Below are 25,829 nucleotides of genomic sequence, written 5' to 3'. Positions count from 1 at the left end.
CTAACCCCGGCTGGACCGAAAACACCCGCTGTTTCAAGGGCGTGCGCCTGCCATTGAGGCAGCGTGGCCGAAGTTGAAGCTTGATCGCTCGCAGGTGGCGGCGTAGCGTTCCCTTGGTCGAGATGTGAGGCAGGGCTCACCCGACACAGGAGGCCCGGCCACGTCTGTGCGCCCGGGAGGAGGGCTTGATCAACCTTACCTTTCTGGAGACGTTCGTCTGGGTGGCGCGGCTGAAGAGTTTCACGCTGGCCGCCGAACGGCTGAATGCCACGCAAGCGGCGGTCTCCTCACGCATCGCCGCGCTGGAAGCGGAACTCGGCGTAAAACTCTTCGTCCGGGAACACCGGCGCCTGTCGCTGACGCCGCAGGGAGTCGAAGCCCTGGCCCGCGCCGAACCGCTGCTGAGAAACGCCCGCGTCTTCGTCGACGAGGTCAGTGGCACTCAGGGCATCCGGGGAACCTTGCGGATCGGCGTGATCGACACGATCACCTACACTTGGCTGATCGACCTGATCCGCGCCGCCAAGGACACCTATCCCGACCTTACCCTGGAGTTTTCCGCGGAAACGAGCCTCAAGCTGGTGGAACTGCTGCGCGCCGGAGAGATCGATCTGGCACTCATCATGGGACCGTTGCTCGAGCCCAGCTACGCCAATATCGAGCTCTGCACCTATTCCTGCCATTGGGTCGCCTCTCCCAACCTCCGTTTCCCGCCAGGGCCCGTCAGCCTGGAACGCCTCGCGGACTATCCAGTGATTTGCTTCCCCAAGAACAGCCAGCCGCACGCGCATATCACCCGCTTCTTCCAACAGAACGGGCTCGAGACCGCGCGTTTTTTCGCCGCCAACTCGCTCGCGACGATCATCCGCATGACCATCGACGGGATCGGTGTCGCCACCATCCCGCCGATCGTCGCCCCACGTGAACTTGCTCGCAAGGAACTGGTGCTGATCGAGGCCGAGCAACCCATCCCACCCATGCGCTTCCACGCCACCTGGTTCGACGGACCGGCGCGGCTCGTCCCGGCCACCATCGCGGAGCTCGCGCGGGACATCGCCCAGGATTTCGTGCAACGCGCCGACCCTGCTCTCGCCTGAGCGCGGTTCCGCCACCTACGCCCCGGCTCGGACGACCCGGACAGGGCATCACAGCCTTTTCCAGGCGAGGCCCCACCATTAGCCTGCAAAAGAAATTCTTATGAAGATCCCAAAAATTTCCCGTTGGACACCGGATCGGGGAGGCTGAACCATGCTTGTCGGAAACAGTTCATGAAAGAGGCTGAACGTGAAAGTCGCCCTGATACAGATGAATTCCCAGTCCGACAAGCAGGCGAACATCGCCCAGGCTGAAGCGCTCGTCGCCGAGGCAGCGAAGGACGGGCCAGACCTTATCGTCCTTCCCGAATATTGGGCGATGCTGGGCGAAGGCCCCGAAGAATTCCACGCCAGCGCCGAGGAATTCCCGGACGGCGACGCCTATCGCGCGATGCAGGAGATGGCGCGCCGCCACGGCATCACGCTGCATGGCGGATCGATTGTCGAGAAGGCCGGAAACGCCCATCACAACACCACGCTGGTCTTCGCCCCCGATGGCAGCGAACTCGCGCGCTATCGCAAGATCCACCTGTTCGACGTCGACGTTCCCGGCGGCATGAGCTATCGCGAAAGTGCCACGATCGCGGCCGGCGACCAGGTCGTCACCTATGAGGTGAACGGCACCACCGTCGGCTGCGCGATCTGCTACGACATCCGCTTCCCCGAGCTGTTCCGCGCCCTGCGCGACAAGGGAGCGGAGGTAATCGTCCTGCCGGCCGCCTTCACCCTGATGACCGGCAAGGACCACTGGGAGGTTCTCGCCCGCGCCCGCGCCATCGAGACCGGAACCCATTTCCTCGCCGTCGGCCAGTTCGGCACGCATGCCGGCGGCAAGAAGGCCTGCTACGGCCATTCGATGCTGATCGATCCCTGGGGCCATGTGGTGGCACAGGTGGGCGACCATACCGGACATGTCACCGGCAGGATCGACGATGCCTACGCAGCGAAGGTGCGCGCGTCGATCCCCGTCCACAATCATCACGTCCTTTGAAGGAGCCGCGGCCATGTTCGACCTGCGCCCGATGCCCGACCAGATTGATCCCGCGCTGATCGCAAAACTCGAGAAGGTGGAAACCGCCACTGTCGGCCATGTGCTGCACAGCCAGTTCGCCGATATCGGCCTGCGTGCCGTCCTGCCCGAGAAGCGGGTGGCCGGAACGGCGGTGACCCTTCGTATTCCCGGCGCGGATTCCACTCTGCTGCATCATCTGATGTCGCTGGTCCGGCCGGGCGACTTCCTGGTGATCGACCGCTGCGGCGATTCCCATCACGCCTGCTGGGGCGGCGTCATCACCAACGCCGCAAAGCTCGGCGGTGTGGTCGGAGCCGTGATCGACGGTCCGGCGACAGACTTCAACGAGGTGCGCCGGGTCGGCATGCCGCTCTGGTGCCGGGGACCGTCTCCGATCACGACCAAGCTTCTCGGTCTTGAAGGTCTGCTCAACGGGCCCGTCTCGGTCGGCGGCGTCTCGGTCGAGCCGGGCGATGCGGTTCTCGCCGACGAAAGCGGCGTTCTGTTCCTGAAGCCCTGGCAGATCGAGGAGGTCGCCGACCGGGCGCTTGGCATGCAGGAGCGGGAGATCGAACTGCTCGCGCGGTTGGAGAAGGGAGAGCAACTGCCCGAGATTTCCGGGGCGAGCAAGCTGGTGATGAACAAGCTCAGAGCCTGAGACGGAGGCTGCACCGGTACTGGACTAGCGCAAACCAAAGACAAAACGGAGGGGTTTGATCATGTTGAGCTTCAGGATTTCTCTCGCCACTGCCGCGCTGGCGGCATTCGCTTTCGCCGGAAGCAGCACCGCGGCGGTCAGTGCCGAAGTCTGGCGCATGGCGCACAAGATGCCGGCCGAGTCGATCGAGGGCCAGATCTTCCAGGCGGTTGCCGATCGCATCGCCGCCAAGACCGACGGCAAGCTCACGGTCCAGGTCTATCCGGCCGAGCAGCTCGGCAAGGACGAGGCCATCCTTGAGCAGCTCCAACTCGGCACGGTTCACATCTATCCCGAAGGCTCGACCTATCTGCAGAAATGGGTTCCGGAGATCGCCTTCACCGGCTCTCCCTTCCTGTTCGAAAGCCGCGAGCACTGGTCCGCCTTCCAGGGCTCCGATCTCGTCAAGGGCTGGATGACCAAGGTCGAGGCCGAGGCGGGCGTCACCGTCATCGGCGACCCCACCAAGATGGTCCGCGGCCCCTATCGCGTCATGGTCACCAGCAAGCCCGTCACCACGCTCGACGACATCGCCGGCCTGAAGCTGCGCATGCATCCCGACGAGCTCGCAGCGGCCGCCTGGCGGCATCTCGGCGCCGAGGTCCGCACCCTCGCCTGGACGGAGACCTACGAGTCGATCGGACGCGGCATCGTCGAGGCGGTCAACAGTCCCATCGCTCTTGTCGAGTCGATGCGCTTCTACGAAGTCGCCCCGCACATCGTGCGCCATGACGAGTATCCGCAAGGGCTGGCCTTCATGACCAATGCGCGTGCCTGGAACGGGCTCGACGAGACCACGCGCGCGCAGATTCTGGAGGCCTACGACGAGGTTGCGGCCGAGTTCGCCGCCAAGACCGATGCCACCGCGAACGAGTCCCTCGCACGCATGGCGGAAAAAGGCGTGACCTTCACCGTCATGGATACGGGGCCGGTCGTCGCCAAGATGGCCGAGTTCTACACCGGCATGAATGTCGCCGGCACCTTGCCGGAAGGCCTTCTGGACGCGATCAACGCCACCCGGCCCTCGAACTGATGGTCTGGCGCGCCCTTGACGCCGGCCTTGGCTGGGCCGAGCGGCTCTTTCTGGCCGGCGCCAACGGCCTCCTGCTGACGATGTTGGCGATCAACCTCGCCAACATCCTGTCCCGGCTGATCTGGGACAAGGGAATCATCTGGGTCTTCCCGTGGACGGGCGTCCTCTTCGTCTGGGCGATCTTCCTGGCGTTCTTCGTGATCTTCCGCCGCGGACAGGACATCACCATCGATGTGGTGACCAGACGGCTGCCGGCCCGCCCCGCGGCGCTTGTCGCGATCCTTGTCGCGCTCCTCGTCATCGGGCTGATGCTGCTCGTCCTGCGGCAGGCACCGATACTGATCCCGCGCCAGGTCGGGCGGATCGACCTGGTCGGGTTCCAGCGCTACTGGCTGGCCGCCCCGCTTTGGGCGTCCTGCGCCCTCATCGTCCTGCAATATGTCCTGAACCTGCGCCTTGCGGTGATCGGCTTCATCGAGGGCCGCGATCCCCATGCGCTCGCGGAGGCACGCGAATGACGGCCGTCGTCCTTTTCGCCTTGTTCCTGGGGCTCGTCGCCCTGCGCACGCCGATCACCATGGCGATCGGCCTGGCTGTCGTCGCGGCGCTGGTGATGAGCGGCTTTTCGGACATCCTGTGGATCGTGCCGATGAAGGTGCTGGAGAGCGCGTCGAACACCTCGCTTCTCGCCATCCCCTTCTTCGTCCTCGCCGGCAACCTGATGAATGCCATCGGGATCACCGAGAAGATCTTCAATCTCGCCAACGCGCTGGTAGGGCATTTCCGCGCCGGACTGGCACAGGTCAACGTGCTGGCCTCCGTCATGCTGGCCGGCGGCACGGGGGCAGCCGTTGCCGACATCGCCGGCCTTGGGGCGGTGGAGATCAAGGCGATGCGGGAGCGCGGCTATACCGCCTCCTTCTCTTCGGCGATCACCGTCGTCTCGGCGATCGTCGCCCCCTTCATTCCTCCCTCCGTGCCGCTCGTGGTCTATGCCTTCCTGTCCAACACCTCCGTCGCCCGCATGTTTCTGGCCGGCGTGGTCCCGGGGCTGCTGATCGCGGCCAGCCTGATGGCGTTCAATCGGGTTCTGGCGACACGGGTGGACTTCCCCCGGCAGCCGCGCGCCAGCGCCAGGGAGATCTGGAAACACACCATCGGCGGCACCTTTGCCCTGGTCGCACCGGCGATCATCATGGGCGGCATTCTCACCGGCACCACCACCGCGTCGGAGGCCGGGGTTCTCGCCTCCGCCTATGTCATTCTTCTCGGGGTGTTTTTCCGCACGCTGACCTTCGCCGCCCTGTGGCGGGCGCTCACCGAAACCATCCTGATCACCTCGATGATCATGATCATCATCGGCTTTGCCGGCAGCATGGGCTGGCTTCTGGCGATCGAGCAGATCCCTCAGGATCTCGCCCGGTCCCTGCCCCACCTGATCGATTCCCGGCTGGTGTTCCTGCTGTCGATCATGGCCCTTGTCCTGATGCTCGGCTGCTTCATCGACGGGGTAACGATCAAGCTTCTGCTGGTGCCGATCCTGCTTCCCCTGGTCGACGCCTATGGGATCGACCGGGTGCATTTCGGCATCATCCTGCAGATGTCGCTGATCCTCGGCATCGCCACCCCGCCGCTCGGGATCGGCCTGTTCGTGGTGGCGCGCATCTCGGGGGCGCCGCTCGAAGACATCGTGCGCGCCACGCTGCCCTATTTCATTCCGCTGGTCAGCGCGTTGGCGATGCTGCTGCTGTTTCCGCAGATCTCCCTGTGGCTGCCGAACCTGGTGATGGGGGCCAACTGAGCGACCAGCCGGCCCCCGTCCGGACGCAGTCACGCCAGCAGGATCATCAGCACGCCGGCCGTGATCACCACCATGCCGGCGATCTCGCGCGGCGTGTCCTTCTGCCGAAGCAGGCGCAAGGAGACGATCTGGGCAAACACGATCTCGATCAGCGCCAACGCCCGCACAAGCGAGGCGCTTTGCAGGGAAAACGCCAGAAACCAGAACTGGGAAGCCAGCGCGCCGAAGAAACCTGCTGCGAGCGATGAGCGCCAGGCGGCAACGAGCTGGTGCAGGACCGCCCGGTCGAAGACGTACAGATAGAGGCTCACGACGCCTGTCTGCAGGGCGAGCGCGGTCACCAGCGTCGTCGACGCATTGATCAGGAAGTGGCCGTCGCCCAGCGCCAGGATGCCGCCCCGGTAGCAGACCGCCGAAACCGCGAACAGCGCGCCGGAACCGAGACCAAAAGCCGTCGTCTGCAGCCAGCCATTGGTCCAGTGACCGCGTCCGGGCCAGGACAGCAGCACAACGCCGGCCGTCGCCACGAACACACCGGCCATGGCCACCGGCGTCGGCACTTCGCCCAGCAGCAGCACCGCGAAGCCAAGCACCAGCACCGGCTCGATCTTGGTATAGGTGATCGCCACGACGAAGGAGCGGGTTCTCATCGCCGCCAGCATCATCCCGGTGGCAAAGACCTGCGCCAGCGCCCCGGCCGCCGTCCAGGGCACCTGCGCCAACTCCGAGAACGGCGGCGCTTCACCGGTGGCGAAGACGGCCATGGCAAGGAAGCCCGCCGCGAACGGCAGTCCGTAAAAAAACCGGACCTGGGTCGCGCCGACGGTACCGAGGGTGCCCGTCAGTTCCTTCTGCATGGAGTTGCGGACCGTCTGCGCGGCCGAGGCGATGAGGGTGAAGACAATCCAGAGCCAATCGGAGAACACGCCGTGATCTTCTTGCCGGAGGAGAGTGAGCGAGGGGCGAAACAGCTCCGCCCCCCGATTGAGACCTTTGAATGCGCTCAGGCAGCGCTGCTGGCAGGTTCCGCGCCCGCAAGAACCGGACGTTTTGCCCGCCATGGCGTGATCTGCTCGTAGGCGCTGCCGACGGACAAGACAAGACGGTCGTCGAACGGTTTGCCGACAAGTTGCAGCGACAAGGGCATGCCGGCCTTGGAAAAGCCGTTGCATACGCTCAAGGCCGGGTTGCCGGTGGTGTTGAACGGGGTCGTCAGGGACTTGTGCTTGAACAGCCAGGAATGCGGCGTGGCCTCCAGCCGCCCGGCCGGTTCCGCTGTCGGCATGGCGAGAATGTCGACCGTGTCGAAGACCGCCTGCGTCACGCGCGACAACTGGGTGCGCCAGCGCATCGCCTGCACATAGTCCTCCGCCCGGATCAGCGCGCCGCACTGGATGCGGTAGCGGAGGCTCTCGCCGAGCAGATGCGGCGTTTCCTTCAGCGTCTTGTGATGGATGGAATAGAGTTCGGCCATGGCGATCGTCTTCTTCGCATCCGCATAGCTCTCGAGGCTCGGCAGCTCGACCGGAACCATCCGCGCTCCGGCATCGACCATGGCCGCAAGGGCAGCGTCGAACGCCTCTCGCACCTCGGTCGACGACGGCGCCTCCTCCTCGAACCAGCGATAGGGCACGCCGATGGTCAATCCGCTCAGCACCCGCTCGTCGAGTTGGGCAAGATCGCCCGCCACCGGCACCTCGCCGCTTCCCGGATCGAGCGGGTCGTGGCCCGCGATCACCGCGAGCATCATTGCCACGTCCTGCGAGGTCCAGGCCATCGGTCCGGCATGGTCATGGGTGAAACTGTTCGGCAGGACACCGGTCCGGCTCACCCGCCCGTAGGTCGGCTTCAGCCCGGCAATGCCGCAGACGGCAGCGGGCAGGCGGATCGAACCGCCCGTATCCGTCCCGATGCCCGTCGCCGCCATGCCGGCGGCAATCGCCGCGCCCGTGCCGGAACTCGACCCGGCCGGATGGTTATCCCGGTTCCAGGGGTTGCGCGCCGGCGGCGCCACCACGTCCCAGGACGGCCCGCCATGGGCAAACTCCCAGGTTGTCGTCTTGCCGAGAAGCACCGCGCCACCGGCGCGCAGACGCGCCTCCAGGGTCGCGTCCTTCGTCGGTATGTGCTGGGCCAGACTGCGCGACTGGCCGGTGGTCAGGATTCCCTCGGTCTCGACGATGTCCTTGAGGCAATAGGGAATGCCGTGCATCGGTCCCCGGTCGAGTCCCGCAGCGAATTCGCGTTCGGCGCGCCCGGCATCGGCCATGGCGCGCTCTATCGTCACGGTGATGTAGCTGTCGATGAGGTGATCGAGCGCCTCGATGCGATCAAGATAGGCGCGGGTCAGTTCCACCGGGGAGAGCTTGCCGCTGCGAAACAGCGCGGCCGCCTCGGATGCGGTCATGAAATGCAGGTCGGACATGGATGAATCCCCCTCGTCATGCGCTCGGAGCAAGGTCCGTTGTGTCAGAACTTGAGCGGTGAGTAGACATGGGCAGGCTCGTCAGCGAACCCGAAGTCGCGGTTGAGCCGGTCGAGCATCGCCTTGACGTGCTGATAGGCGTCAAACATCTCCTCGAACTGCTGGTCGCTCGGATCGAGGCCGGCATTGCGCACGAGAACCCGAAGATCCTCACGGCTTACGATTGCGGTGTCGGCATCTGTCATCGTCTGAATCTCCTTTGGTGCCTCGGCGCCATCCCCGGCGGAGATGATCACGCGTTTTGTACACAATACAGACAACCTGTCGCATCTTGCCGGAGCAGCCACAGCCGAGGGGAGAATGCCACCCCATGCTGCAATGCAAGATAGAAGGTGGGAAGAGTTGCGACATAAAAGCGTCAACTCACCGAAAAAACATAGATTAGCTCTGCGCTTAGAGCATGCCTGATTTTCTCGCAGGCGCACAATTGCTGCGGCGCAAATTCCCGCCACTCGCAACGCTCAATTTCTAAGCCCTTGAGATTCTGCGATCTTTCGTCGATTTAATGTGCACAATATTTCCTCAAACATAATTATTGTATTCAATTATCGCCGTTTCTAGGCTTGAGGCATGGGGTCACGCCGTCAGGCAGGCCGTTGCCCCCACCCATCAGAGCAGGGGAGTCCACTGTGCCAATCAATCCGAACAGAGCAGAACAGGTTGGGCCGCTCGCAAGCGCGACTACGCTCCTCCGTCGCCTCGCCAGGACCAGCGCTCTTGCCGTCTTTCTGGCCACTGGAGCCATCCAGATCCTGCCGGCAGGCGCCGAAGAGAGCGTGTTGCGGGTTGCGATGACCGTCGCAGACGTCCCGCTGACCACAGGCCAGGCCAATCAGGGCGGCGAGGGAACCCGTTTCATCGGCCTCGCCCTCTATGACCCGCTCATCGCCTGGGACCTGTCCAAGGCCGACATGCCCTCGGTCCTGCGGCCAGGTCTCGCCACCGACTGGTCGGTCGACGAGGAGACGAAGACGATCTGGACCTTCAAGCTGCGCGAAGGCGTCACGTTCCACGACGGCTCGCCGTTTACCGCCGAGGCGGTGGTCTGGAACCTCGACAAGCTCATCAACAAGGACTCGCCGCAATACGACACCGCGCAGGCGGCACAGGCCTCGCAGTGGTTCGGTGCCATTGCCTCCTATGAGGTGATCGACGATCTGACGGTCGCCATTCGCACCAAGGAGCCGGACGCGACCTTCCCTTACCAGATTTCCGGCATCGTCTACTCCAGCCCCGCGCAGTGGGAGGCGCTCGGCGGCGACTGGGGCAAGTTTGCCGAACAACCCTCCGGCACCGGCCCCTGGAAGCTGGAAAAGCTCGTCCCGCGCGAACGCGCCGAACTGGTCCGCAATGCAGACTACTGGGATCCCGAGCGGATAACCGCGTCCGACCGCATGATCCTCCTGTGCATGCCCGACACGTCCACCCGTGTCGCGGCTCTGCTGTCCGGTCAGGTCGACTTCATCGAGGCGCCCCCGCCCGATGCCGTGCCGCGGCTGCAGTCCTCCGGCATGCAGATCGTCACCAATGTCTACCCGCATATCTGGCCCTATCAGCTCAGCTATGAGGAAGGCTCTCCCTTCCGCGATCTGCGGGTCCGCAAGGCCGCCAACCTTGCCATCGATCGCGAGGGCCTCGCCCAGTTCCTCGGCGGGCTGGCGGTCCCGGCAAAGGGTCAGGTCAACGAGGGGCATCCCTGGTTCGGCAAGCCGACCTTCGAGATCGGCTACGATCCGCAGACCGCCAAGACCCTGCTTCAGGAGATCGGCCACGGCCCCGACAACCCGCTCCCGGTCAAGTTCCTGATCTCCACGGCCGGCTCCGGCCAGATGCAACCGCTGCCGATGAACGAGTTCATCGAGGAGAACCTCAACGCCGTCGGCTTCAAGGTCGAGTTCGAGGTCTTCGAATGGGAAGCCCTCAGGGCACGTCGGCGGGCCGGGGCCATGGCGCCGGAAAACGCCGGCGCCCATGGGCTCAACAATTCCTGGGCCTTCTGGGACCCCAACATCGCCCTGATCAAGACCTCCGGCAGCGATGAGACGCCTCCGGGCGGCTTCAACTGGGGCGGCTATTCCAACCCTGCCGCCGACGCGGTCATCGCCAAGGCCAAGGTCGCCTTCGACCCGAAGGAACAGGACGCGCTCCTGGCCGAGCTGCACCAGATCATCGTCGACGACGCGATGTGGATCTGGGTGGTGCACGACCTCAACCCGCGCGCGCTCGCTCCCAACGTCAAGGGGTTCGTCCAGGCCCAGAACTGGTTCCAGGACATGACGCCGGTCTACGTCGAGAAGTAGCGCCCTCCCCGGCCGGACCGCCGGTCGGGGAGCCAAGTCCTCCGGCCGGCCCCCCCCCGGCCGGGCGGCCACGGCAACGACGTCCGTGTCCCTGTTCGCCGCCACGTCCGCCGCGCACCCCGCGTCCCGCAGCCCGATCGAAGGACATTCGCGATGCTCTTCTATGTCATCCGCCGCCTGCTCTACGCCGTCCCGATCACGATCGGCGTGACGATCGTCTGCTTCTCGCTGATCCATCTGGCTCCGGGCGATCCCCTCAGCACCGTGTTGCCCGACAATGCCTCGCCCGAGGTCGCGGCCCAGATCCGGGCGGCTTACGGCTTCGACAAACCGCTGCCGATCCAGTACCTCGTCTGGCTCGGCAACGTCGCCCAGGGCGATTTCGGCGTGTCGGTGCAGTCCCGTCGCCCGGTCCTCGGCGACGTTCTGCCGGCGGTCCGCAACACGATGATCCTCGCCTTCGCGGCCGTGCTGCTCGGATTCAGCTTCGGCATTCTTGCCGGTGCCGTCGCCGGCCATGTCGAGGGCAGCCTTCTCGACAAGGCTGTGACCGCCTTCGCCATCACCGGCGTCAGCGTTCCGCACTACTGGCTCGGCCTCGTCCTCGTCGTCGTCTTTGCCGTCAATCTCGGCATGCTGCCGGCGATGGGCATGGGACCGGGAGGTCAAAGCGGCTTCACCATCGACTGGGCGCATCTGAAGCACCTCATCCTGCCGGCGATCACCCTGGCCGTGATCCCGGCCGGTATCATTGCCCGCTCCGTGCGGGCCACCGTGGCCGAGGTCCGCAAGCGCGAATTCGTCTCCGCCCTGCGCGCCAAGGGCATGCCGAGGCCCCGCATCTTCCTGCATGTCGCCAAGAACGCCGCGCCCGTGGTCCTTGCCGTCTCGGGCCTCCAGTTCGCCCAGCTTCTCGGAGGCTCGATCCTCGTGGAGATGGTCTTCTCCTGGCCCGGCACCGGGTTCCTGATGAACAGCGCCATCTTCACGCGCGACCTGCCCGTCCTCCAGGGCACGATCCTCGTGCTCTCCCTCTTCTTCGTCCTGATCAACCTGATCGTCGACGTCCTGCAGGTCGTCTTCGACCCGCGCATCAAGCGCGCGTGACGGGCAGCCACACGGAGACCAAGCCATGGCCCATGCCACGACAGATACCGCTCTTGCCGGCTCGTACGGAGCCGCGGCGGCCGCCACCGCCAAGACGCCCGGCTATTGGGGCGGCGTCTGGCGCAAGCTCCGGCGCGACCCGGTCACCGTCGTCTGCATGGCCGTCGTACTCCTGATCGTGCTGGCCGCGATCTTCGCTCCCTTCGTCGCACCCAACGACCCTTACGCGACCAGCATGACGCGCCGGCTGAAGCCGATCGGCACCGACGGCCACCTTCTCGGCACCGACGAACTCGGCCGCGACATGCTCTCCCGGCTGATCTATGGCGGTCGCATCTCGCTGTTCACCGGTCTGACGCCGGTCTTCCTGGCGACACTGATCGGCGGCGGGCTGGGACTTCTTGCCGGCTATTTCGGCGGCCTGGTCAACACCGCCGTGATGCGTACCATGGACGTCTTCTATGCCTTTCCCTCCGTGCTGCTCGCCGTCGCCATCTCCGGCGCCCTCGGCGCCGGCCTGCTCAACGTTCTGATCGCCTTGACGGTGGTCTTCATCCCGCCGATCTGCCGCATCGCCGAAAGCGTCACCACCCAGATCCGCACGGAAGACTATGTCGACGCGGCGCGCGCGACCGGCGCCTCCACCCCGCGCATCATCGGCACGCATATCCTACCCAACGTGCTCGGCCCGGTGTTCATCTACGCCTCCAGTCTGATCAGCGTCTCCATCGTCGTCGCCTCGGGCCTGGCGTTTCTCGGTCTCGGCGTCAGCCCGCCGCAGGCCGATTGGGGTCTGATGCTGAACACGCTGCGCCAGGCGATCTACATCGCCCCGGTCAACGCGGTCGTTCCCGGCGTGATGATCTTCATCACCTCCATGTGCTTCAACATGATGAGCGACGGTTTGCGCTCCTCCATGGACGTCAAAGACTAGGAGCCAGCCATGCACGACACCTCGCAAGCCGCCACGCTGCCCATCGCGGACGACACCCGCGACCGCGGCGGCCCCATGCAGCCCCTGCTCATCGTCGAGAATCTCAAGAAGCACTTTCCCATCGGTGGCGGCTTCCTGCGCAAGGCTCCCTCGGTCGTGCGCGCCGTCGACGGCGTCAGCTTCCATGTCGACAAGGGCAGAACGCTGGGCATCGTCGGGGAGTCCGGTTGCGGCAAGTCCACGACCGCCCGCCTGCTCACCCATCTGATCCCGCCCGATGCCGGCTCCATCGTCTTTGACGGCGATCCGGTCGGCCCCTATGGCGGCATCACCGTCGCGGACCTGCGCAAGCAAATGCAGATGGTGTTCCAGGACTCCTACTCCTCCCTCAACCCGCGCCTGCCCATCGTCGATTCCATAGCCTTCGGCCCCAAGGCCCACGGGACGCCGACGCGCAAGGCCCGGGCCGATGCCGAGGAACTTCTCGGCCTGGTCGGCCTCAATCCGCGCCAGTTCGCGCGCCGCTATCCGCACCAGCTTTCCGGTGGTCAGCGCCAGCGCGTCAACATCGCCCGCGCCCTCGCCATGAAGCCGCGTCTCGTCGTTCTCGATGAAGCCGTCTCGGCGCTCGACAAATCGGTGGAGGCCCAGGTTCTCAACCTGCTCGCCCGGCTCAAGGAGCAATTCAGCCTCACCTATATCTTCATCTCCCACGACCTCAACGTGGTCCAGTACATCTCAGACCGAGTGCTTGTGATGTATCTCGGCGAGGTGGTGGAGATCGGCGACGTGGACGATCTCTACAGCGCACCGAGCCACCCCTATACCCAGGCGCTGCTTTCCTCTCGCCCCTCGATGGACCCGGCGCGCAGGCGGATCGCCCCGCCGCTGACGGGCGATCCCCCGAACCCGGTCAACCCGCCGAGCGGCTGCCGCTTCCGCACCCGCTGCCCCCTCGCGGAGCCGATCTGCGCCGCCAGAGCGCCCGAACTCGCCGCCCTGCCGGATCGGCCGGGCCAGAGCGTTGCCTGCCACGCGCGCGGCGTCGGCACCAGCCACAGCCTGTCCCCCGCAGCCTGAACGCACCCGCAGCCTGAACGCAAAGGAGACGTCCATGCCCGCAAGCCCCGCTCTGTCCAGGCAGCCCTGGCTTCCCAAGCGCTGGCGGTCCACCGGCAGCCGGCTGGAGGCGCTTGTCGCGCCGACGCCCGCTCCCGCGCCGGTACCGTCCGAACGCATTCTCCATGTGGAGGATCTGGGTGTCCGTTTCGTCTCCCGCGACGGCGACGTGTCGATCCTCAACGGCGTCACCTTCTCCCTCGACCGTGGCGAGGTTCTGTGCCTTCTGGGCGAATCCGGTTCCGGCAAGAGCGTCACCCTGCGCACCCTGCTCGGCATTCTGCCGCCGACCGCCCGCGTCAGCGGTAGGATGGACGTCGACGGGCAGAACCTCGTCGGCGCCAGCGAAAGCGAATTGCGCCGCGTCCGCGGCTCGAAGATCGCGATGATCTTCCAGGAACCGGCCACCGCGCTCGATCCGGTCTTCACCATCGGCCACCAGATCGGCGAGACGCTGGTCGAGCACAAGGGCCTGTCCTGGGCCGACGCCCGTGCCCGGGCGCTGCAATTGCTGGAGCTTGTCCAGATTCCCTCCGCGCGCCAGCGGCTCGATGCCTATCCGCACGAATTGTCGGGCGGCCTCAAGCAGCGGGCGATGATCGCGCTCGCCCTGTCCTGCGACCCCAAGCTCCTGCTTGCCGACGAACCGACGACGGCCCTCGACGCGACGGTGCAGATCCAGGTGCTGCTCCTGCTGCGCGAGCTGCAGCGCGAGTTGGGCATGGCAACGGTTTTCGTCACCCATGACCTTGGTGTCGCCTGCGAAATCGCCGACCGGGTCGGGGTGATGTATGCCGGCCGCCTCGTCGAGGGGGCCGACGTTGCCGCCATCATCAAGGACCCGCTGCACCCCTACACCCAGGCCCTGATGCGGTCCACGGTGCAGGCCGGCATGCGCGGCAAGGTGCTCGACGCGATCCCCGGATCGCCCCCCGATCTCGCCATGCTGCCGCCCGGCTGCAGCTTCGCGCCGCGCTGCCGCCATGCCCGCGCCCATTGTCTCGCGGTCGCGCCGGACCTGATCCGGCTCCCCGGCGCGGGGGCGGGGCATTCGCCGCGCGACATGCGCTGTCACATTCACGGCGATGAGGAAGACTATCGTGTCTCTGCTCCCGTCACGGCCTGAGCGGCAACCCGCCCTCCGGCTGAATCCCCGCGACCTTGCCTTCGTCGCCCTCGGACAGGTTGCCGGCGGCGTCGGCGGTGCCATCGCCTGGTGGATCGGCGTTCCGCTACCCTGGCTGATCGGGGCGCTGGCCATGGTCGCGACCCTGTCGATGCTCGGCCTGCCGCTCGGCACGCGGCGGAGCCTGCGCGATGCCGGGGTGCTTGTTTTGCTGACCGGCATCGGTCTGACCTTCACGCCCCAGGCGGCGGAAACCAGCCTGCGGCTGCTGCCGCTAATCCTGCTTGCCGCCCTCGCGACGCTGCTGATCGGCTGCATTGCCTCGCTGCTGCTGGCGCGCCTCAGCAACATCGACCGCACGACGGCCTTCTTCTGCTCTGTGCCGGGCGGTCCGGCGGAAATGAGCGTTCTCGGCGCGCGGCAGGGCGCGAACATGCCCCCCATCGCCATCTGCCAGCTCATGCGCATCGTCACGCTGGTGGTGGTGATCCCGCCGACAATGGTCCTGCTCGACCTGCATGGCGAACATGTCTGGACATTCTCGGCCGACCCTTTCCACCTGACGGGCTTCCTGGTGACCATGGGGCTGTCGCTCGCCCTGGCGCTGATGCTGCGGTGGATGAACGTGACGGCCGCCTTCATCGTCGGGCCGCTCGCCGTCGGCATCGCGCTCGGCGCCAGCGACGCGCATCTGTCGTCGGTTCCGGCGGAACTGATGATGGCCTGCCAGGTGCTGATGGGCGCCTATCTCGGTGCGCAGTTCCGCCGGGATGTCCTGCGCAGCATGAAGCGTTTCCTGCCGGCGGCGCTGATGAACGTGCTGCTCGTCACGCTCGCCTGCGCCACGCTCGGCTTCCTGCTCCATCTCGTCGACGACGAGAGCATCGCCACCATGGTGCTGGCCACCGCCCCGGGCAGCGTCACCGAAATGTCGATCACCGCCCAGGCGCTCGGCTTCAACGTCCCCGTGGTCACCGCCTTCCATGTCATCCGAATCCTGATCCTGGTCATGCTGATCTCGCCGGCCTTCACGGCGATGCGCGCCATCGGTCTGATCCCGGCCTGCCATGCCGGCCGTCCCGCATCCCCCATCCCGCCGCAGCCCGCCCCCCAGTCGGCGCTGCAACCCCTGCCCCAGTCGCTGTCGAAGGACGCCGAGAAATGAGCCAAACGACCGCAGCAGCCGCGCCGTCGCCCGTTGTGCCCGACCATCCGCCGACGGCTGCCGCCGCCGCCCGGGAGATCGCTGCAGGCCGCCTGTCGCCGGTGGATCTGGTCGAGGCGTGCCTCAGGCGTATCGAGGCCGTCGACGGGGCGATCCACAGCTTCGTCTATGTCGATGCCGAGCGCGCGCTCGCGGCGGCGCGCCACGCCGAGGCCGAGATCGCGGCCGGACGCTCGCGCGGGCCGCTGCACGGCATCCCCTTCGCCGCCAAGGACAATTACGACGCGGCCGGTCTGCCTACCTGCGGCGGCTCCCGGCTCATGGCCGGGACGGTGGCCGAACGCGACGCGACCCTCGTGGCGGCGATGAAGAACGCCGGTGCGATCCTGCTCGGCAAGCTGTCGACCTGGGAATACAGCACCGGCAACGGCGGGGAGTATTTCGACCTGCCGATCCCGACGACGCGCAACCCATGGGACACCCAGCGTTTCGCCGGCGGCTCGTCGACAGGCGCCGGCGCCGCGGTTGCCGCCGGCACGACCGTCATCGCGCTCGGCTCCGACACGACAGGCTCGGTGCGCCTGCCGGCCTCAGCCTGCGGCGTGGTGGGTCTTCGGCCAACCCACGGCCTGCTCGACAAGGCCGGCATGATCGCCAACTGCTATTCGATGGACGTGCCGGGTCCGCTCGCATGGACGGTGGAGGACGCGGCTCTCGTGCTGCGTGCGCTCGCCGGCCCGTCGGCCACGGTCGCTCCCGCCCCGACCCGCCCCGCCTCGCTTTCGGGGCTTCGCATCGGCGTCATCCTCGACCCCGGTCCGGGCATGGCCGGTCCTGACGCCGCCCTCGTCACCGCCTTCACCGAGGGACTTACGGTGCTCGAGGAGCTCGGCGCCGAGCTTTTCGAGATTTCCCTTCCCGTGCCTGCGGCCGAATGCTTCCTCGCCGCCTCGGTCATCGGCTCCAGCGAGTCCGCCGCAATCCACGAGGCCGAGCTTCGCGAACGCCCGCAGGACATGGGTTTCGCCCTGCGCGACAAGCTCATGCGCGGGGCGATGACCCGGGCAAGCGATTATCTCGCCGCGCAGCGCGTGCGCCGGATGGTCGCCGATGCCCTCGACCGGACCATCCGGACCTATGACGCGGTGGTGACCTTCGGCGCCTTTCATGTCGCCCCGCGCCTTGGCGTCGAGCCCGAGATGACGGCCTTCACCGCCGACACAATGCTCACACCCTTTTCGCTCTCCGGGCATCCGTCCCTGGTGCAATGCAACGGCTTCACGGGCTCGGGTCTGCCGCTTCACTGGCAGATCGTCGGCCGTCGCTTCGCGGAAGCCGACATCCTGAAGATCGCGGCCGCCTACGAAGCGGCGACCACCTGGAGACTGAGGAGACCGACGCTATGAAAGCCATGCCCAAGCTTGCGCCCGCCGCGCCCGAACTCGTGCATCTGACGATCACGGAGGCGTCACGCCTGATCGCCGCGCGTCGCCTGTCGCCGGTCGAACTGGTGGAGGCGTTTCTCGCGCGCATCGCCGCGACGGAGGACCGTCTCCACGCCTATATCACCGTGCTTGGCGACAAGGCGCTGGCGGCCGCGCGCCAGGCGGAGGCCGACATCGCCGCCGGCCGCTACAAGGGGCCGCTTCACGGTATTCCCTTCGCCGTAAAGGACAACTACCACGTCGTCGGCGTGCGCACGACCGGCGCCTCGCGCCTGATGCTGGACTATGTTGCCGACGAGACCGCAACGGCCATCGAGCGCCTGACCGCCGCCGGCGCGATCCTGCTCGGCAAGCTCAACACCTGGGAATACGGCACAGGCACCGGCGAGATCCATGACGATCTGCCCTTCCCGCTCGCCCGCAACCCCTGGAACACCGACCGCTTCACCGGCGGCTCCTCGACCGGGGCGGGCGTTGCGGTCGCGGCCGGCAGTGCCATGTTCGCGCTTGGCTCGGACACCGGCGGCTCGGTGCGTCTGCCGGCCGCGGCCGCCGGCGTTCAGGGCATGAAGGCAACCTACGGCGTGGTCAGCCGGGCCGGCATCCTGCCGAACTGCTGGTCGCTGGACGTCGCCGGCCCGCTCACCTGGACCTGCGAGGACAACGCCCTCGTTCTGCGCACCATCGCCGGCCATGACCCGCGCGATCCCGGATCGGCAGACAGGCTCGTCCCCGACTACCTGCAAGGGATCGGCGCCGGCATTGCCGGCATGGTGATCGGCGTGATCCGCGACCTCGGCCCGGATGCCCCCTCGATGCAGCCGGACACCAGGGCGAACCTGGAGGCCATGGAGGCGGTGCTGGAGGACCTCGGCGCAAGGCTTGTCGAGATCTCGCTGCCGGCCCCCCTGTCGGGCTATCGCCAGATCGTCGGCGCGATCAACTGGGGCGAATCCTATTCGATCCATGAGCGCGATTTTCTTGAGCGCGCCGACCTGATGGGCAAGGCCCTGCGCGACAAGATGACCGCCGGCTTCACCATGCGCGCCGTCGACTATATCGCCGCCCAGCGCCGCCGGCGCGAACTCGCCCAGTCGACCGACGCCGTCATCAGCGCCTGCGATGCCGTGCTCGCCCCTTGCACGTTCCTGACCGCGCCGACCTTCGACGACCAGGAGACGCTGACGAAATTCACCTTCGGGGCGGCCACCTCGATCTTCAACGCCACCGGGCACCCGGCTCTCTCGATCTGCAACGGCTTCGATGCGGACGGCATGCCCACCAGCGCGCAGATCGTCGGCCGCTGGTTCGACGAGGCGACCGTCTACCGGGTCGCCCGCGCCTATGAAGCGGCGACGCCCTGGCGCGCCGAACGTCCGGTTCTCTAGTCCTGTCCTGCAAGGAGCCTATCCCATGACCGACACCACCCCCTGGACCATCGACGAAATCGCCGCCTATGCCGCGCGCTATGGCCTCACCAGGCTTGAACCTGCGCATCTGGAGCGCATGCGCGAGATCGCCGACAAGGTCGCCCTGGCCAGCGCCGCCATCCCTCGCATGCCGCGCAAGAGCGATGAGCCGGCCCCGGTCTTCCGTGTTCCGCTGACCTGACGCCCTGCCCGCCAAACCTCTCCCTGTTGCACGAGGACTGCCATGGAAGCCTGTCGACTGACTGCAAGCGAGGCGGCCCGCCTCATCGAAAAGGGCGAACTGAGCGTCGAGGACCTGACCCGGTCCTGTCTCACCCGCATCAGCGAGCGGGACCCGGCGGTCAAGGCGTGGACCTATGTCGATCCGGACGCTGCGATCCGGCGCGCCCGCGAACTCGACAAGATCCGCGTCGCGCGCGGCTCGCTCGGGCCCCTTCATGGCCTGCCCTTCGGCATCAAGGACATGATCGACACGGCGGACATGCCGACCACCAACAACTCGCCGGCCTATTTCGACAACCGGCCGAGCCATGACGCGGATTGCGTCAGGGTCATCCGGGCCACCGGCGGCCTCGTCCTCGGCAAGACCGACACGGTGGAGTTCGCCGCCGGAGGTCGCAAGGCCCTGACCCATCACCCGATGAAGCCGGGCACCACGCCGGGCGGCTCGTCCTCGGGATCGGGCGCGGCGGTCGGCGACTTTCAGGTGCCGCTCGCCCTTGGCACCCAGACCGGCGGTTCGCTGATCCGGCCCGCCTCGTTCAACGGCGTCTATGCCTTGAAGCCCACCCTCGGGGTCGTCTCGTGGTCCGGCGCGCGGCAATATTCGCCCTCGCTCGACACGCTCGGCTGGTATGGGCGCTCGCCGAAGGATCTCACCCTGGTGGCGAAGGCCTTCCGCCTTCCCGGCATCGACGATGCGGAGCCGGAGAGCATCGGCGCGCTGAAGATCGGCGTCGTCCGCAGCCACAACTGGAACCATGCGGCAGCGGAAGGCGTCGAGGCGCTGGAGCTCGCCGGCCGGCGCCTGGGCGGGGCCGGCGCGACGGTCTTCGATCTCGACCTGCCCGAGGAGTTCTCCGCCCTCAACGACGCCCAGTGGGCGATCATGACGATGGAGGGACGAGCACAGTTCCTCGCCGAATATCTCTCGGGCCATGCCCTCCTGCACCAGGACTTCCGGGACAAGGTGGAGAACCGCGAGGGCATCACACCGGAAACCTATCTCGGCTTCGTCAATCTTGCCGCCCGCTGCCGAGCGCTTTTCGACGGATTGTTCGGCGGTCAGCTCGACGCCATCGTGACGCTCGCCGCGCCCGGCGAGGCGCCTCCCGGTCTGGACACCACCGGCAACTGGGTGATGAATGCAATGTGGACCCTGCTGCATGCGCCCTGCGTTGCCATTCCCTGCCACAGTGGACCGAACGGGCTGCCCGTCGGCGTGCAGATCGTCGGACCCCGGCTGTCGGATGCCCGCATGCTCGCCATCGCCGAGGCCATCGCCCCGGCCCTCGACGACAAACTGGTCGCCTGACCGGAATACAACAGGGCAACACTTGGTCGGATTGCGTACGTTGCCAGCCCTGGCTCCAGCTTGTATAAGGCAGCCCACTCGCAACAAGACGATGGGTCAGGGAGAACCAGGTGGCAACGCGCGGTCAGGAAGTGAAGACGAAACTGCGGGAGCGCCTGATCAACGGGCACTACGAACCCGGCTCGCGGCTCAACGAGGTCGATCTCGCGGCGGAACTCGGCACCTCGCGCACCCCCGTGCGCGCGGCGCTGAACCATCTGGCGAGCGACGGTCTCGTCGTCTATCGGCCCAATGCCGGCTTCGTGGTCCGCGCCTTCAACGCGGACTACATCGCCGGCGTGTATGACGTGCGCAGCTCACTGGAAGGGCTGGCGGCCCGCCTTGCCGCCGAGGCCGGCGTCAGCGACGAGGCCCGCGGCACCCTGCATCGCCTCGTCGCGGAAACGGACGAGGTGATCGCCCGCGGACCCGACGGACCCGACGCGATCCGCAAGCTGAGCGACCTCAACAACGCCTTCCACCAGGCGATCATTTGCGCCGCGCGCAACGAGCACCTGGCGGAGATGCTCGACCGCACCCGCAATCTGCCGCGCATCGAGACGATCAAACGCGACGTCTTCGACTTCGCCTTCATCGCCCGCGCCCACGAGGATCACGAGTACATCCTCAAGGCGATCCTGCAGGGCCAGGGCGCCCGTGCCGAAGCCCTGTCGCAGGAGCATGTCCGCCGCGGCTCCCAGCGCATGCTGGAGTATTTCCGCGAGCAGGAAATGTCCGAAGCCGAGCGGCGGCGCCCGCGCAGCAAGGGCCGGATGGTCGCGGTCTAGGGCCCTGCCCCAGGGCCCGGCCCCAGGAACGAGGGCCCTTCCGCACCTCCATCCTCCCGACGCGTCCCAGGCGCCTGCCCGGCCGCGCGGCAATACCCGCGCGATCGACCATCCGCCGCACCGAAGCCCTTGTCCGGCCGCCGGCGAGAGACGTCGCGCAACCGCCGAAGTTGCACACATTTATCTTGCCTTTTCAGATATTGTATTCAATCTGAACGGGACGTCCGCCTGTCGGCCCGAGTGGCCGGCGTGCCGTCGATGTTCCCGCCTGCCCTGTCGGCAGCCCGCTCCAACTGGTCCGTTTACGCCCATGAACAGCCTCCTTCCGGCGCACGCCACGGTGCGTCATGGCATCTGCTGGATGATCCTGAGCACGGCCTGCATCTCCTGCGGCAACGCAGTGATCCCGAAGGTGGCCTCCGACCTGCATCCTTTCCAGATCGGCTTCCTGACCAACGCCGCCATCTTCCTGCTGGTCTGGCCCGCGCTGCGGCTTCCGGCCCCGCCGCAGCACCGCACGCGGCGCATAAGGCTTTACGTGATCGCAGCCGCCTTCGGCGGGTTTTCCAACCTGTCGTGGTTCTACGCCCTCGCCCATGTGCCGCTTGCCGAGGCGACCGCCATCAGCTTCGCGGCGCCGATCATCGTCACCGCCTGTGCGGGTCTGCTCTTCGGCGAACAGGTGCATCCGCTCGGTTGGGCCGCGATCTTCGCCGGGTTTCTCGGCGTGCTGCTGATCGTCAAGCCGGGCTTTGCCGTCGTCGATGGCGGCACGATCGCGGTGCTCCTGGCGACGGTCGGCATGTCCGGCCTCTACATCCTGTCGAAACAGATCATGGGCGTGGACAGCACCCGCCGCGCCGCCGCCATGATGACGTTGAGCCCGATGCTGGTCGGCTTCCTGCCGGCCGTCTGGGTGTGGGGGCTGCCCTCGGTCGCCACGCTGGTCTGGATCGCCCTGATCGCCGGCCTGATGTACACCGGGCGCGTGACCATGCTTCTCGCCTTCCGGGCCGCACCGGCCAGCACGGTGATGCAGTTCGACTTCGCACGCCTGCCCTTCAGCGCCGCAATCGCCTATTTCGCCTTTGGCGAAATCCCGGACGCTGTCGCCATGGCCGGGGCCGGATTGATCATCGCCTCCTGTCTCGTCGTGGGATACCGCGGCGGCGCGCGGCCTGCCGCCCTCGACCCTTGATCCAGGACAAGACCCCGCCGGCTTCTGCCACCGTGATGCGGCACGCGCCGCGGCCGAGATGCCATCGGCGGACCGCCCGACCGCCGGCGGACCCTGCGAGTCTTACGTAGCGACACCCTGTCGCACATCGTCGTTGACCTGCATCAACGTTCTGCCACATGCGAGGTCTATGCTGGTTGAGCGGTCGTGGACGACCGCACTTTGCCGGACGCCGAACGGCACCGGCCAACAGGGAGGGAACAGAAGAGTGGCCAAGACCCGCAAGACCGTTTCCGAGGACGCCGTCAACGTGTCCCTCACGCCTTTCGAGACCGTCTACTGCAACCCGATGCTGCTCGTCGGGCGGATGCAGTCCGAGGCATTGCGCGCGACGCTGGAGCGCCAGGTCGAGATGGTCGACTTCCTTCGCCTGCGGATCGAGAAGGACATGCGTCTCGCCGAACGGCTGTTGCAGGCGCGTGAGCCGGGCGAGGTTGTCTCGGCCTGCACCGAATTCTGCAGCGAGGCCGTCGAGGACTACGCGCGGGAAGCCTTCCGCAACGCCAATCTCGTTCCCGAGGTTACCTCCGAAGCCGTGGAGCAGGTTGCCCGCGAGGCGGAAGAGATCTCCGACGAACTCAAGGCGGCCGCTCTCGTCGTCGCCTGACGGGACACGGTCCCTATCTCACGCTGCCGGCAGATCGCGGACATGTTCCGCGATCATCGCCTCCTCGTCCGAGGCGATCACCCGAACCTCAACCGCGCTGTCCGGCGCGGAGATGATCTCCGCACCGTCCGCGTTCGCCGTCTCGTCGAGACGCAAGCCCAGCCAGCCGAGCCGCTCGCAGACGCGCGCGCGGATTTCCGGCGCGTTTTCGCCGATGCCGGCGGTGAAGACCAGCCCGTCGAGCCCACCGAGAATGCTTGCCAGGGCACCCGCCTCCCGCACGATGCGGTGAATGAAGACGTCGACCGCCTCCGCCGCCGCCGGCTCACCGCTCTCCAGCAGCACCCGCATGTCGTTGGAAATGCCCGACAGGCCCAGCAGGCCGGAGCGCGTGTAGAGCAGGCGCTCGGCCTCGTCGACGGACAGCCCCTCCCAGCGCATCAGGTGGAGCAGCGCGCCGGGATCCAGCGCGCCGCAGCGCGTCCCCATGACGAGCCCGTCGAGAGCCGTGAAGCCCATCGTCGTGTCGATGCTCTCTCCGCCCTTCAACGCGCACAGGCTGGCGCCATTGCCCAGATGCGCGGCGATCACCCGCCCGGCATAGAGACGCGGCGACAGCACCGCCAGTCGCCGGGCGACATATTCGTAGGAAAGCCCGTGGAAGCCATAGCGGCGAATGCCCCGGCTCTCGAACTCGCGCGGCAGCGCGAAGCGTGTTGCCACTGCGGGGATCGTCCGATGGAAGGCTGTGTCGAAACACACGACCTGACGCATATCCGGCCGTGCAAGGGCGATTTCGCGGATCGGCGCCAGGTTGTGCGGCACATGCAACGGCGCCAGTTCCGCCAGTTCGCCGAGAAGGGCGAGCAATTCCGGCGTCACCTCCTCCGGCATCCGGTGTCCGGCTCCGCCATGCACCACCCGGTGGCCGATGCCGATGAGCCTGCGCCCCGCCAGTTCTCCATCGATCCGCGCCAGCAGATGCCCGAGCGAAGCATCGAACCGCGCCTGGCTCCAGACTTCGTTCACGATCATCACGCCATCGGCATCCCTCAGCCGGAACCGCTGCGCCGCCCCGTCCTGGCGTAGCTCGCCGCGTCGCCAGGGCAGCAACGCCCCGGTCGCCACAAGATCGAAGATCGCCAGCTTGAGGCTCGATGACCCCGCATTCAGGGTCAGGATCGCGCCAACCGTCGGGCCACCGCTCACGCTGAGCCCTCGCCGCCGGCCGCTGCCGCGATCCGCACCCGGGCGAGCTTTGCCGCCACGGCGCAGGAGGCAAGCCGCGTGCGTTCGGCATCGGCCCGGCTGGTCAGGATGATCGGCACCCGGGCACCGAGCACCACGCCGGCCGCGTCGGCGCCGGCAAGGAAGGTCAATTGCTTGGCCAGGATGTTTCCGGCCTCAAGGTCCGGCACGACCAGGATGTCGGCCTCTCCCGCCACCGGCGAGACGATGCCCTTTTCCCGTGCCGCCTGCAGGTTCACCGCATTGTCGAACGCCAGCGGCCCGTCGACCAGCCCGCCGGTGATCTGGCCGCGTTCGGCCATCTTGCACAGGGCAGCGGCATCCAGCGTCGAGGCGAGCTTCGGGTTGATCGTCTCCACCGCCGAGAGGATCGCCACCTTCGGCAGTGCAATCCCCATCGCGTGGGCGAGATCGATGGCGTTCTGGATGATGTCGCGCTTGATGGCGAGATCCGGCGCGATGTTCACCGCCGCATCGGTCACCAGCAGCGGCCTGGGGTGCCCCGGCACGTCCATCAGATAGACATGCGACAGCCGCCGCTCGGTTCGCAGCCCCTTCGCCCGGTCGAGGACCGCGCGCAGCAACTCGTCGGTATGCAGCGAGCCCTTCATCAGCAGCGAGGCCTCGCCGCATCTGACCAGCGCCACCGCCTCCTCGGCCGCCGCATGGCTGTGCGGCGCCTCCACCAGGCGGAACCGGTCGAGGGCAACGCCCGCCTCCGCGGCCGCCTGCTCGATCTTCTTGCGCGCCCCCACAAGCACCGGTTCGATAATTCCCGCGTCCGCCGCCTCAGCCACCGCGGCAATCGCCGAGGCGCTGCAGGGATGCGCGACAGCGGTGACTGGCGGCACGGTCGAAGCCGCCTCCGCCATCAGTGCACGGAAGCGCTCATGCCGGCTCATCCGGATATCGGGCAGTTCCGCGCGCGGACGGCGGATCTTTTCTTTGGGCGCCTGCACCCGCACCCGGCCCGACGCGATCACCCGCCCCGTATCCGTCCGGCAGGTGCAGGCGAGCGCGAGTTCGCGCGTTGACGGCTCCCGCTCCAGCACCTCGAGCGACAGCAGCAGCGTGTCGCCGGCCGCGACCCCGCTGTGAAAGGAGAGTTCCTGTGCCGTCATCACCGTCCCTGGGCCGGGCAGTTCCGTCGCCAGCAGCAGCGACAGCAGGCCAGTGACCAGCGGTCCCGGCGCAGCACCTCCGCCGACAAGGGAGCCGCCCGGCATAGCCCCGCCGGAAATCACCGCCAGCAGGTCGATATCCTGCTGGACCAGGGTGCGGCGCATCATCGTGCTGTCGCCGGCCGCGATCTCGTCGAAAGTCCGGTTCTCCACCATGTCCCGGTTGGTGGCGCCTGTTCGTATGTCCATCGGAAGATCGGTTCCGGCTCGCTGGTGTTGGAGGTCGGTCTGGCGACCTATCATGGGCTGGCCGGGCCATGCACCCGGAAGATCGTCGTGCCCAAGCATGTATGCCCCCTCCCCGGACGCGCAATCCGTCAATCTCCGGACCCCGGCGACGGCGGCGACCTCGGACGCTGCCAGGCCTCGGCGCAATCCATCTAACCCATTGTCAAATAAAGATCTTTCGATAAAGCCCTTTACACGGATTAACCAATTGTTGGTGGT

General features: G+C 66.8%; 24 protein-coding genes. 19 read left to right on the top strand and 5 right to left on the bottom strand.

Annotated elements, in window-relative coordinates; genetic code table 11:
* The first annotated feature begins 185 nt into the window (after positions 1 to 185).
* The 6 genes from TSB10GB4_RS14140 (at position 186) to TSB10GB4_RS14115 (ending at position 5,637) form a co-directional block, all read left to right on the top strand.
* Positions 186 to 1,097, top strand: a complete 912-nt coding sequence (locus TSB10GB4_RS14140) for a LysR family transcriptional regulator (protein ID WP_186386394.1) — start codon at positions 186 to 188, stop codon at positions 1,095 to 1,097.
* A gap of 187 nt (positions 1,098 to 1,284) precedes the next feature.
* Positions 1,285 to 2,085, top strand: coding sequence for a carbon-nitrogen hydrolase family protein (locus TSB10GB4_RS14135; protein ID WP_186396269.1), 801 nt, complete (start codon positions 1,285 to 1,287; stop codon positions 2,083 to 2,085).
* 13 nt (positions 2,086 to 2,098) lie between these two features.
* A complete protein-coding gene (locus TSB10GB4_RS14130) occupies positions 2,099 to 2,764 on the top strand; it encodes an RraA family protein (RefSeq protein WP_186386392.1) in 666 nt (221 codons plus the stop codon).
* 61 nt (positions 2,765 to 2,825) lie between these two features.
* Positions 2,826 to 3,836, top strand: a complete 1,011-nt coding sequence (locus TSB10GB4_RS14125; protein WP_186386391.1) for a TRAP transporter substrate-binding protein — start codon at positions 2,826 to 2,828, stop codon at positions 3,834 to 3,836.
* The gene (locus TSB10GB4_RS14120; protein ID WP_186386390.1) at positions 3,836 to 4,354 is read left to right on the top strand and encodes a TRAP transporter small permease; all 519 of its coding nucleotides are present in this window, start codon (positions 3,836 to 3,838) and stop codon (positions 4,352 to 4,354) included. Before TSB10GB4_RS14125 ends, TSB10GB4_RS14120 begins: the two co-directional genes overlap by 1 nt.
* The gene (locus TSB10GB4_RS14115; RefSeq protein ID WP_186396268.1) at positions 4,351 to 5,637 is read left to right on the top strand and encodes a TRAP transporter large permease; all 1,287 of its coding nucleotides are present in this window, start codon (positions 4,351 to 4,353) and stop codon (positions 5,635 to 5,637) included. The genes TSB10GB4_RS14120 and TSB10GB4_RS14115 overlap by 4 nt, the downstream gene beginning before the upstream one ends.
* 29 nt (positions 5,638 to 5,666) lie before the next feature.
* On the opposite strand, the gene TSB10GB4_RS14110 is transcribed toward TSB10GB4_RS14115, so the two are convergent.
* From TSB10GB4_RS14110 to TSB10GB4_RS14100, 3 genes are read right to left on the bottom strand one after another with little or no spacing between them, the layout of a single operon-like run.
* A complete protein-coding gene (locus TSB10GB4_RS14110; protein ID WP_244570915.1) occupies positions 5,667 to 6,698 on the bottom strand; it encodes a DMT family transporter in 1,032 nt (343 codons plus the stop codon).
* Positions 6,641 to 8,062, bottom strand: coding sequence for an amidase (locus TSB10GB4_RS14105; protein WP_186396267.1), 1,422 nt, complete (start codon positions 8,060 to 8,062; stop codon positions 6,641 to 6,643). Before TSB10GB4_RS14105 ends, TSB10GB4_RS14110 begins: the two co-directional genes overlap by 58 nt.
* Positions 8,063 to 8,106: 44 nt before the next feature.
* Positions 8,107 to 8,307, bottom strand: coding sequence for a hypothetical protein (locus tag TSB10GB4_RS14100; RefSeq protein ID WP_186386386.1), 201 nt, complete (start codon positions 8,305 to 8,307; stop codon positions 8,107 to 8,109).
* A 606-nt stretch (positions 8,308 to 8,913) separates the two neighbouring features.
* Here TSB10GB4_RS14100 and TSB10GB4_RS14095 point away from each other — a divergent pair.
* The 13 genes from TSB10GB4_RS14095 to TSB10GB4_RS14035 all read left to right on the top strand — a co-directional run bounded on the left by TSB10GB4_RS14095 (position 8,914) and on the right by TSB10GB4_RS14035 (position 22,953).
* Positions 8,914 to 10,422, top strand: coding sequence for an ABC transporter substrate-binding protein (locus TSB10GB4_RS14095; protein WP_244570914.1), 1,509 nt, complete (start codon positions 8,914 to 8,916; stop codon positions 10,420 to 10,422).
* A 153-nt stretch (positions 10,423 to 10,575) separates the two neighbouring features.
* The gene (locus TSB10GB4_RS14090) at positions 10,576 to 11,529 is read left to right on the top strand and encodes an ABC transporter permease (RefSeq protein WP_186386385.1); all 954 of its coding nucleotides are present in this window, start codon (positions 10,576 to 10,578) and stop codon (positions 11,527 to 11,529) included.
* Positions 11,530 to 11,554: 25 nt separating this feature from the next.
* On the top strand, positions 11,555 to 12,463 hold the full coding sequence (locus TSB10GB4_RS14085) for an ABC transporter permease (protein WP_186396266.1): 909 nt from the start codon (positions 11,555 to 11,557) through the stop codon (positions 12,461 to 12,463).
* Positions 12,464 to 12,472: 9 nt separating this feature from the next.
* The gene (locus TSB10GB4_RS14080; RefSeq protein WP_186396265.1) at positions 12,473 to 13,543 is read left to right on the top strand and encodes an ABC transporter ATP-binding protein; all 1,071 of its coding nucleotides are present in this window, start codon (positions 12,473 to 12,475) and stop codon (positions 13,541 to 13,543) included.
* Positions 13,544 to 13,577: 34 nt separating this feature from the next.
* Positions 13,578 to 14,708: an ABC transporter ATP-binding protein gene (locus TSB10GB4_RS14075; protein ID WP_186396264.1), complete on the top strand. Its 1,131-nt coding sequence runs from the start codon at positions 13,578 to 13,580 to the stop codon at positions 14,706 to 14,708.
* Positions 14,683 to 15,873 carry an AbrB family transcriptional regulator gene (locus TSB10GB4_RS14070; RefSeq protein ID WP_186396263.1) on the top strand — a complete coding sequence of 397 codons (1,191 nt, stop codon included), beginning with the start codon at positions 14,683 to 14,685 and terminating at the stop codon, positions 15,871 to 15,873. Before TSB10GB4_RS14075 ends, TSB10GB4_RS14070 begins: the two co-directional genes overlap by 26 nt.
* Positions 15,870 to 17,279, top strand: coding sequence for an amidase (locus TSB10GB4_RS14065; protein WP_186396262.1), 1,410 nt, complete (start codon positions 15,870 to 15,872; stop codon positions 17,277 to 17,279). Before TSB10GB4_RS14070 ends, TSB10GB4_RS14065 begins: the two co-directional genes overlap by 4 nt.
* The gene (locus TSB10GB4_RS14060) at positions 17,276 to 18,706 is read left to right on the top strand and encodes an amidase (RefSeq protein WP_186396261.1); all 1,431 of its coding nucleotides are present in this window, start codon (positions 17,276 to 17,278) and stop codon (positions 18,704 to 18,706) included. Before TSB10GB4_RS14065 ends, TSB10GB4_RS14060 begins: the two co-directional genes overlap by 4 nt.
* A gap of 25 nt (positions 18,707 to 18,731) precedes the next feature.
* The gene (locus TSB10GB4_RS14055) at positions 18,732 to 18,929 is read left to right on the top strand and encodes a hypothetical protein (protein WP_186386378.1); all 198 of its coding nucleotides are present in this window, start codon (positions 18,732 to 18,734) and stop codon (positions 18,927 to 18,929) included.
* Positions 18,930 to 18,971: 42 nt separating this feature from the next.
* A complete protein-coding gene (locus tag TSB10GB4_RS14050; protein WP_186396260.1) occupies positions 18,972 to 20,282 on the top strand; it encodes an amidase in 1,311 nt (436 codons plus the stop codon).
* A 110-nt stretch (positions 20,283 to 20,392) separates the two neighbouring features.
* Complete coding sequence (locus tag TSB10GB4_RS14045; RefSeq protein WP_186396259.1) at positions 20,393 to 21,109, top strand: GntR family transcriptional regulator; 717 nt, start codon at positions 20,393 to 20,395, stop codon at positions 21,107 to 21,109.
* A gap of 310 nt (positions 21,110 to 21,419) precedes the next feature.
* Complete coding sequence (locus TSB10GB4_RS14040) at positions 21,420 to 22,307, top strand: DMT family transporter (RefSeq protein WP_208984799.1); 888 nt, start codon at positions 21,420 to 21,422, stop codon at positions 22,305 to 22,307.
* Between the two features lie 247 nt (positions 22,308 to 22,554).
* A complete protein-coding gene (locus TSB10GB4_RS14035; protein ID WP_186386374.1) occupies positions 22,555 to 22,953 on the top strand; it encodes a hypothetical protein in 399 nt (132 codons plus the stop codon).
* A gap of 18 nt (positions 22,954 to 22,971) precedes the next feature.
* Here TSB10GB4_RS14035 and TSB10GB4_RS14030 read toward each other — a convergent pair whose 3' ends face one another.
* Together TSB10GB4_RS14030 and TSB10GB4_RS14025 are read right to left on the bottom strand one after the other, a co-directional pair.
* Positions 22,972 to 24,162 (bottom strand): acetate/propionate family kinase, encoded by a 1,191-nt coding sequence (locus tag TSB10GB4_RS14030; protein ID WP_186396257.1) that lies wholly within the window; start codon positions 24,160 to 24,162, stop codon positions 22,972 to 22,974.
* The gene (locus TSB10GB4_RS14025) at positions 24,159 to 25,571 is read right to left on the bottom strand and encodes a bifunctional enoyl-CoA hydratase/phosphate acetyltransferase (protein ID WP_244570913.1); all 1,413 of its coding nucleotides are present in this window, start codon (positions 25,569 to 25,571) and stop codon (positions 24,159 to 24,161) included. Before TSB10GB4_RS14025 ends, TSB10GB4_RS14030 begins: the two co-directional genes overlap by 4 nt.
* Positions 25,572 to 25,829 lie beyond the last annotated feature (258 nt).

The sequence above is a fragment of the Stappia sp. TSB10GB4 genome (assembly GCF_900185745.1).
Classification (GTDB): domain Bacteria; phylum Pseudomonadota; class Alphaproteobacteria; order Rhizobiales; family Stappiaceae; genus Stappia.
The sequence above is the reverse complement of the archived record's forward strand: the minus strand, read 5'-3'. Positions and strand labels throughout refer to the sequence as shown.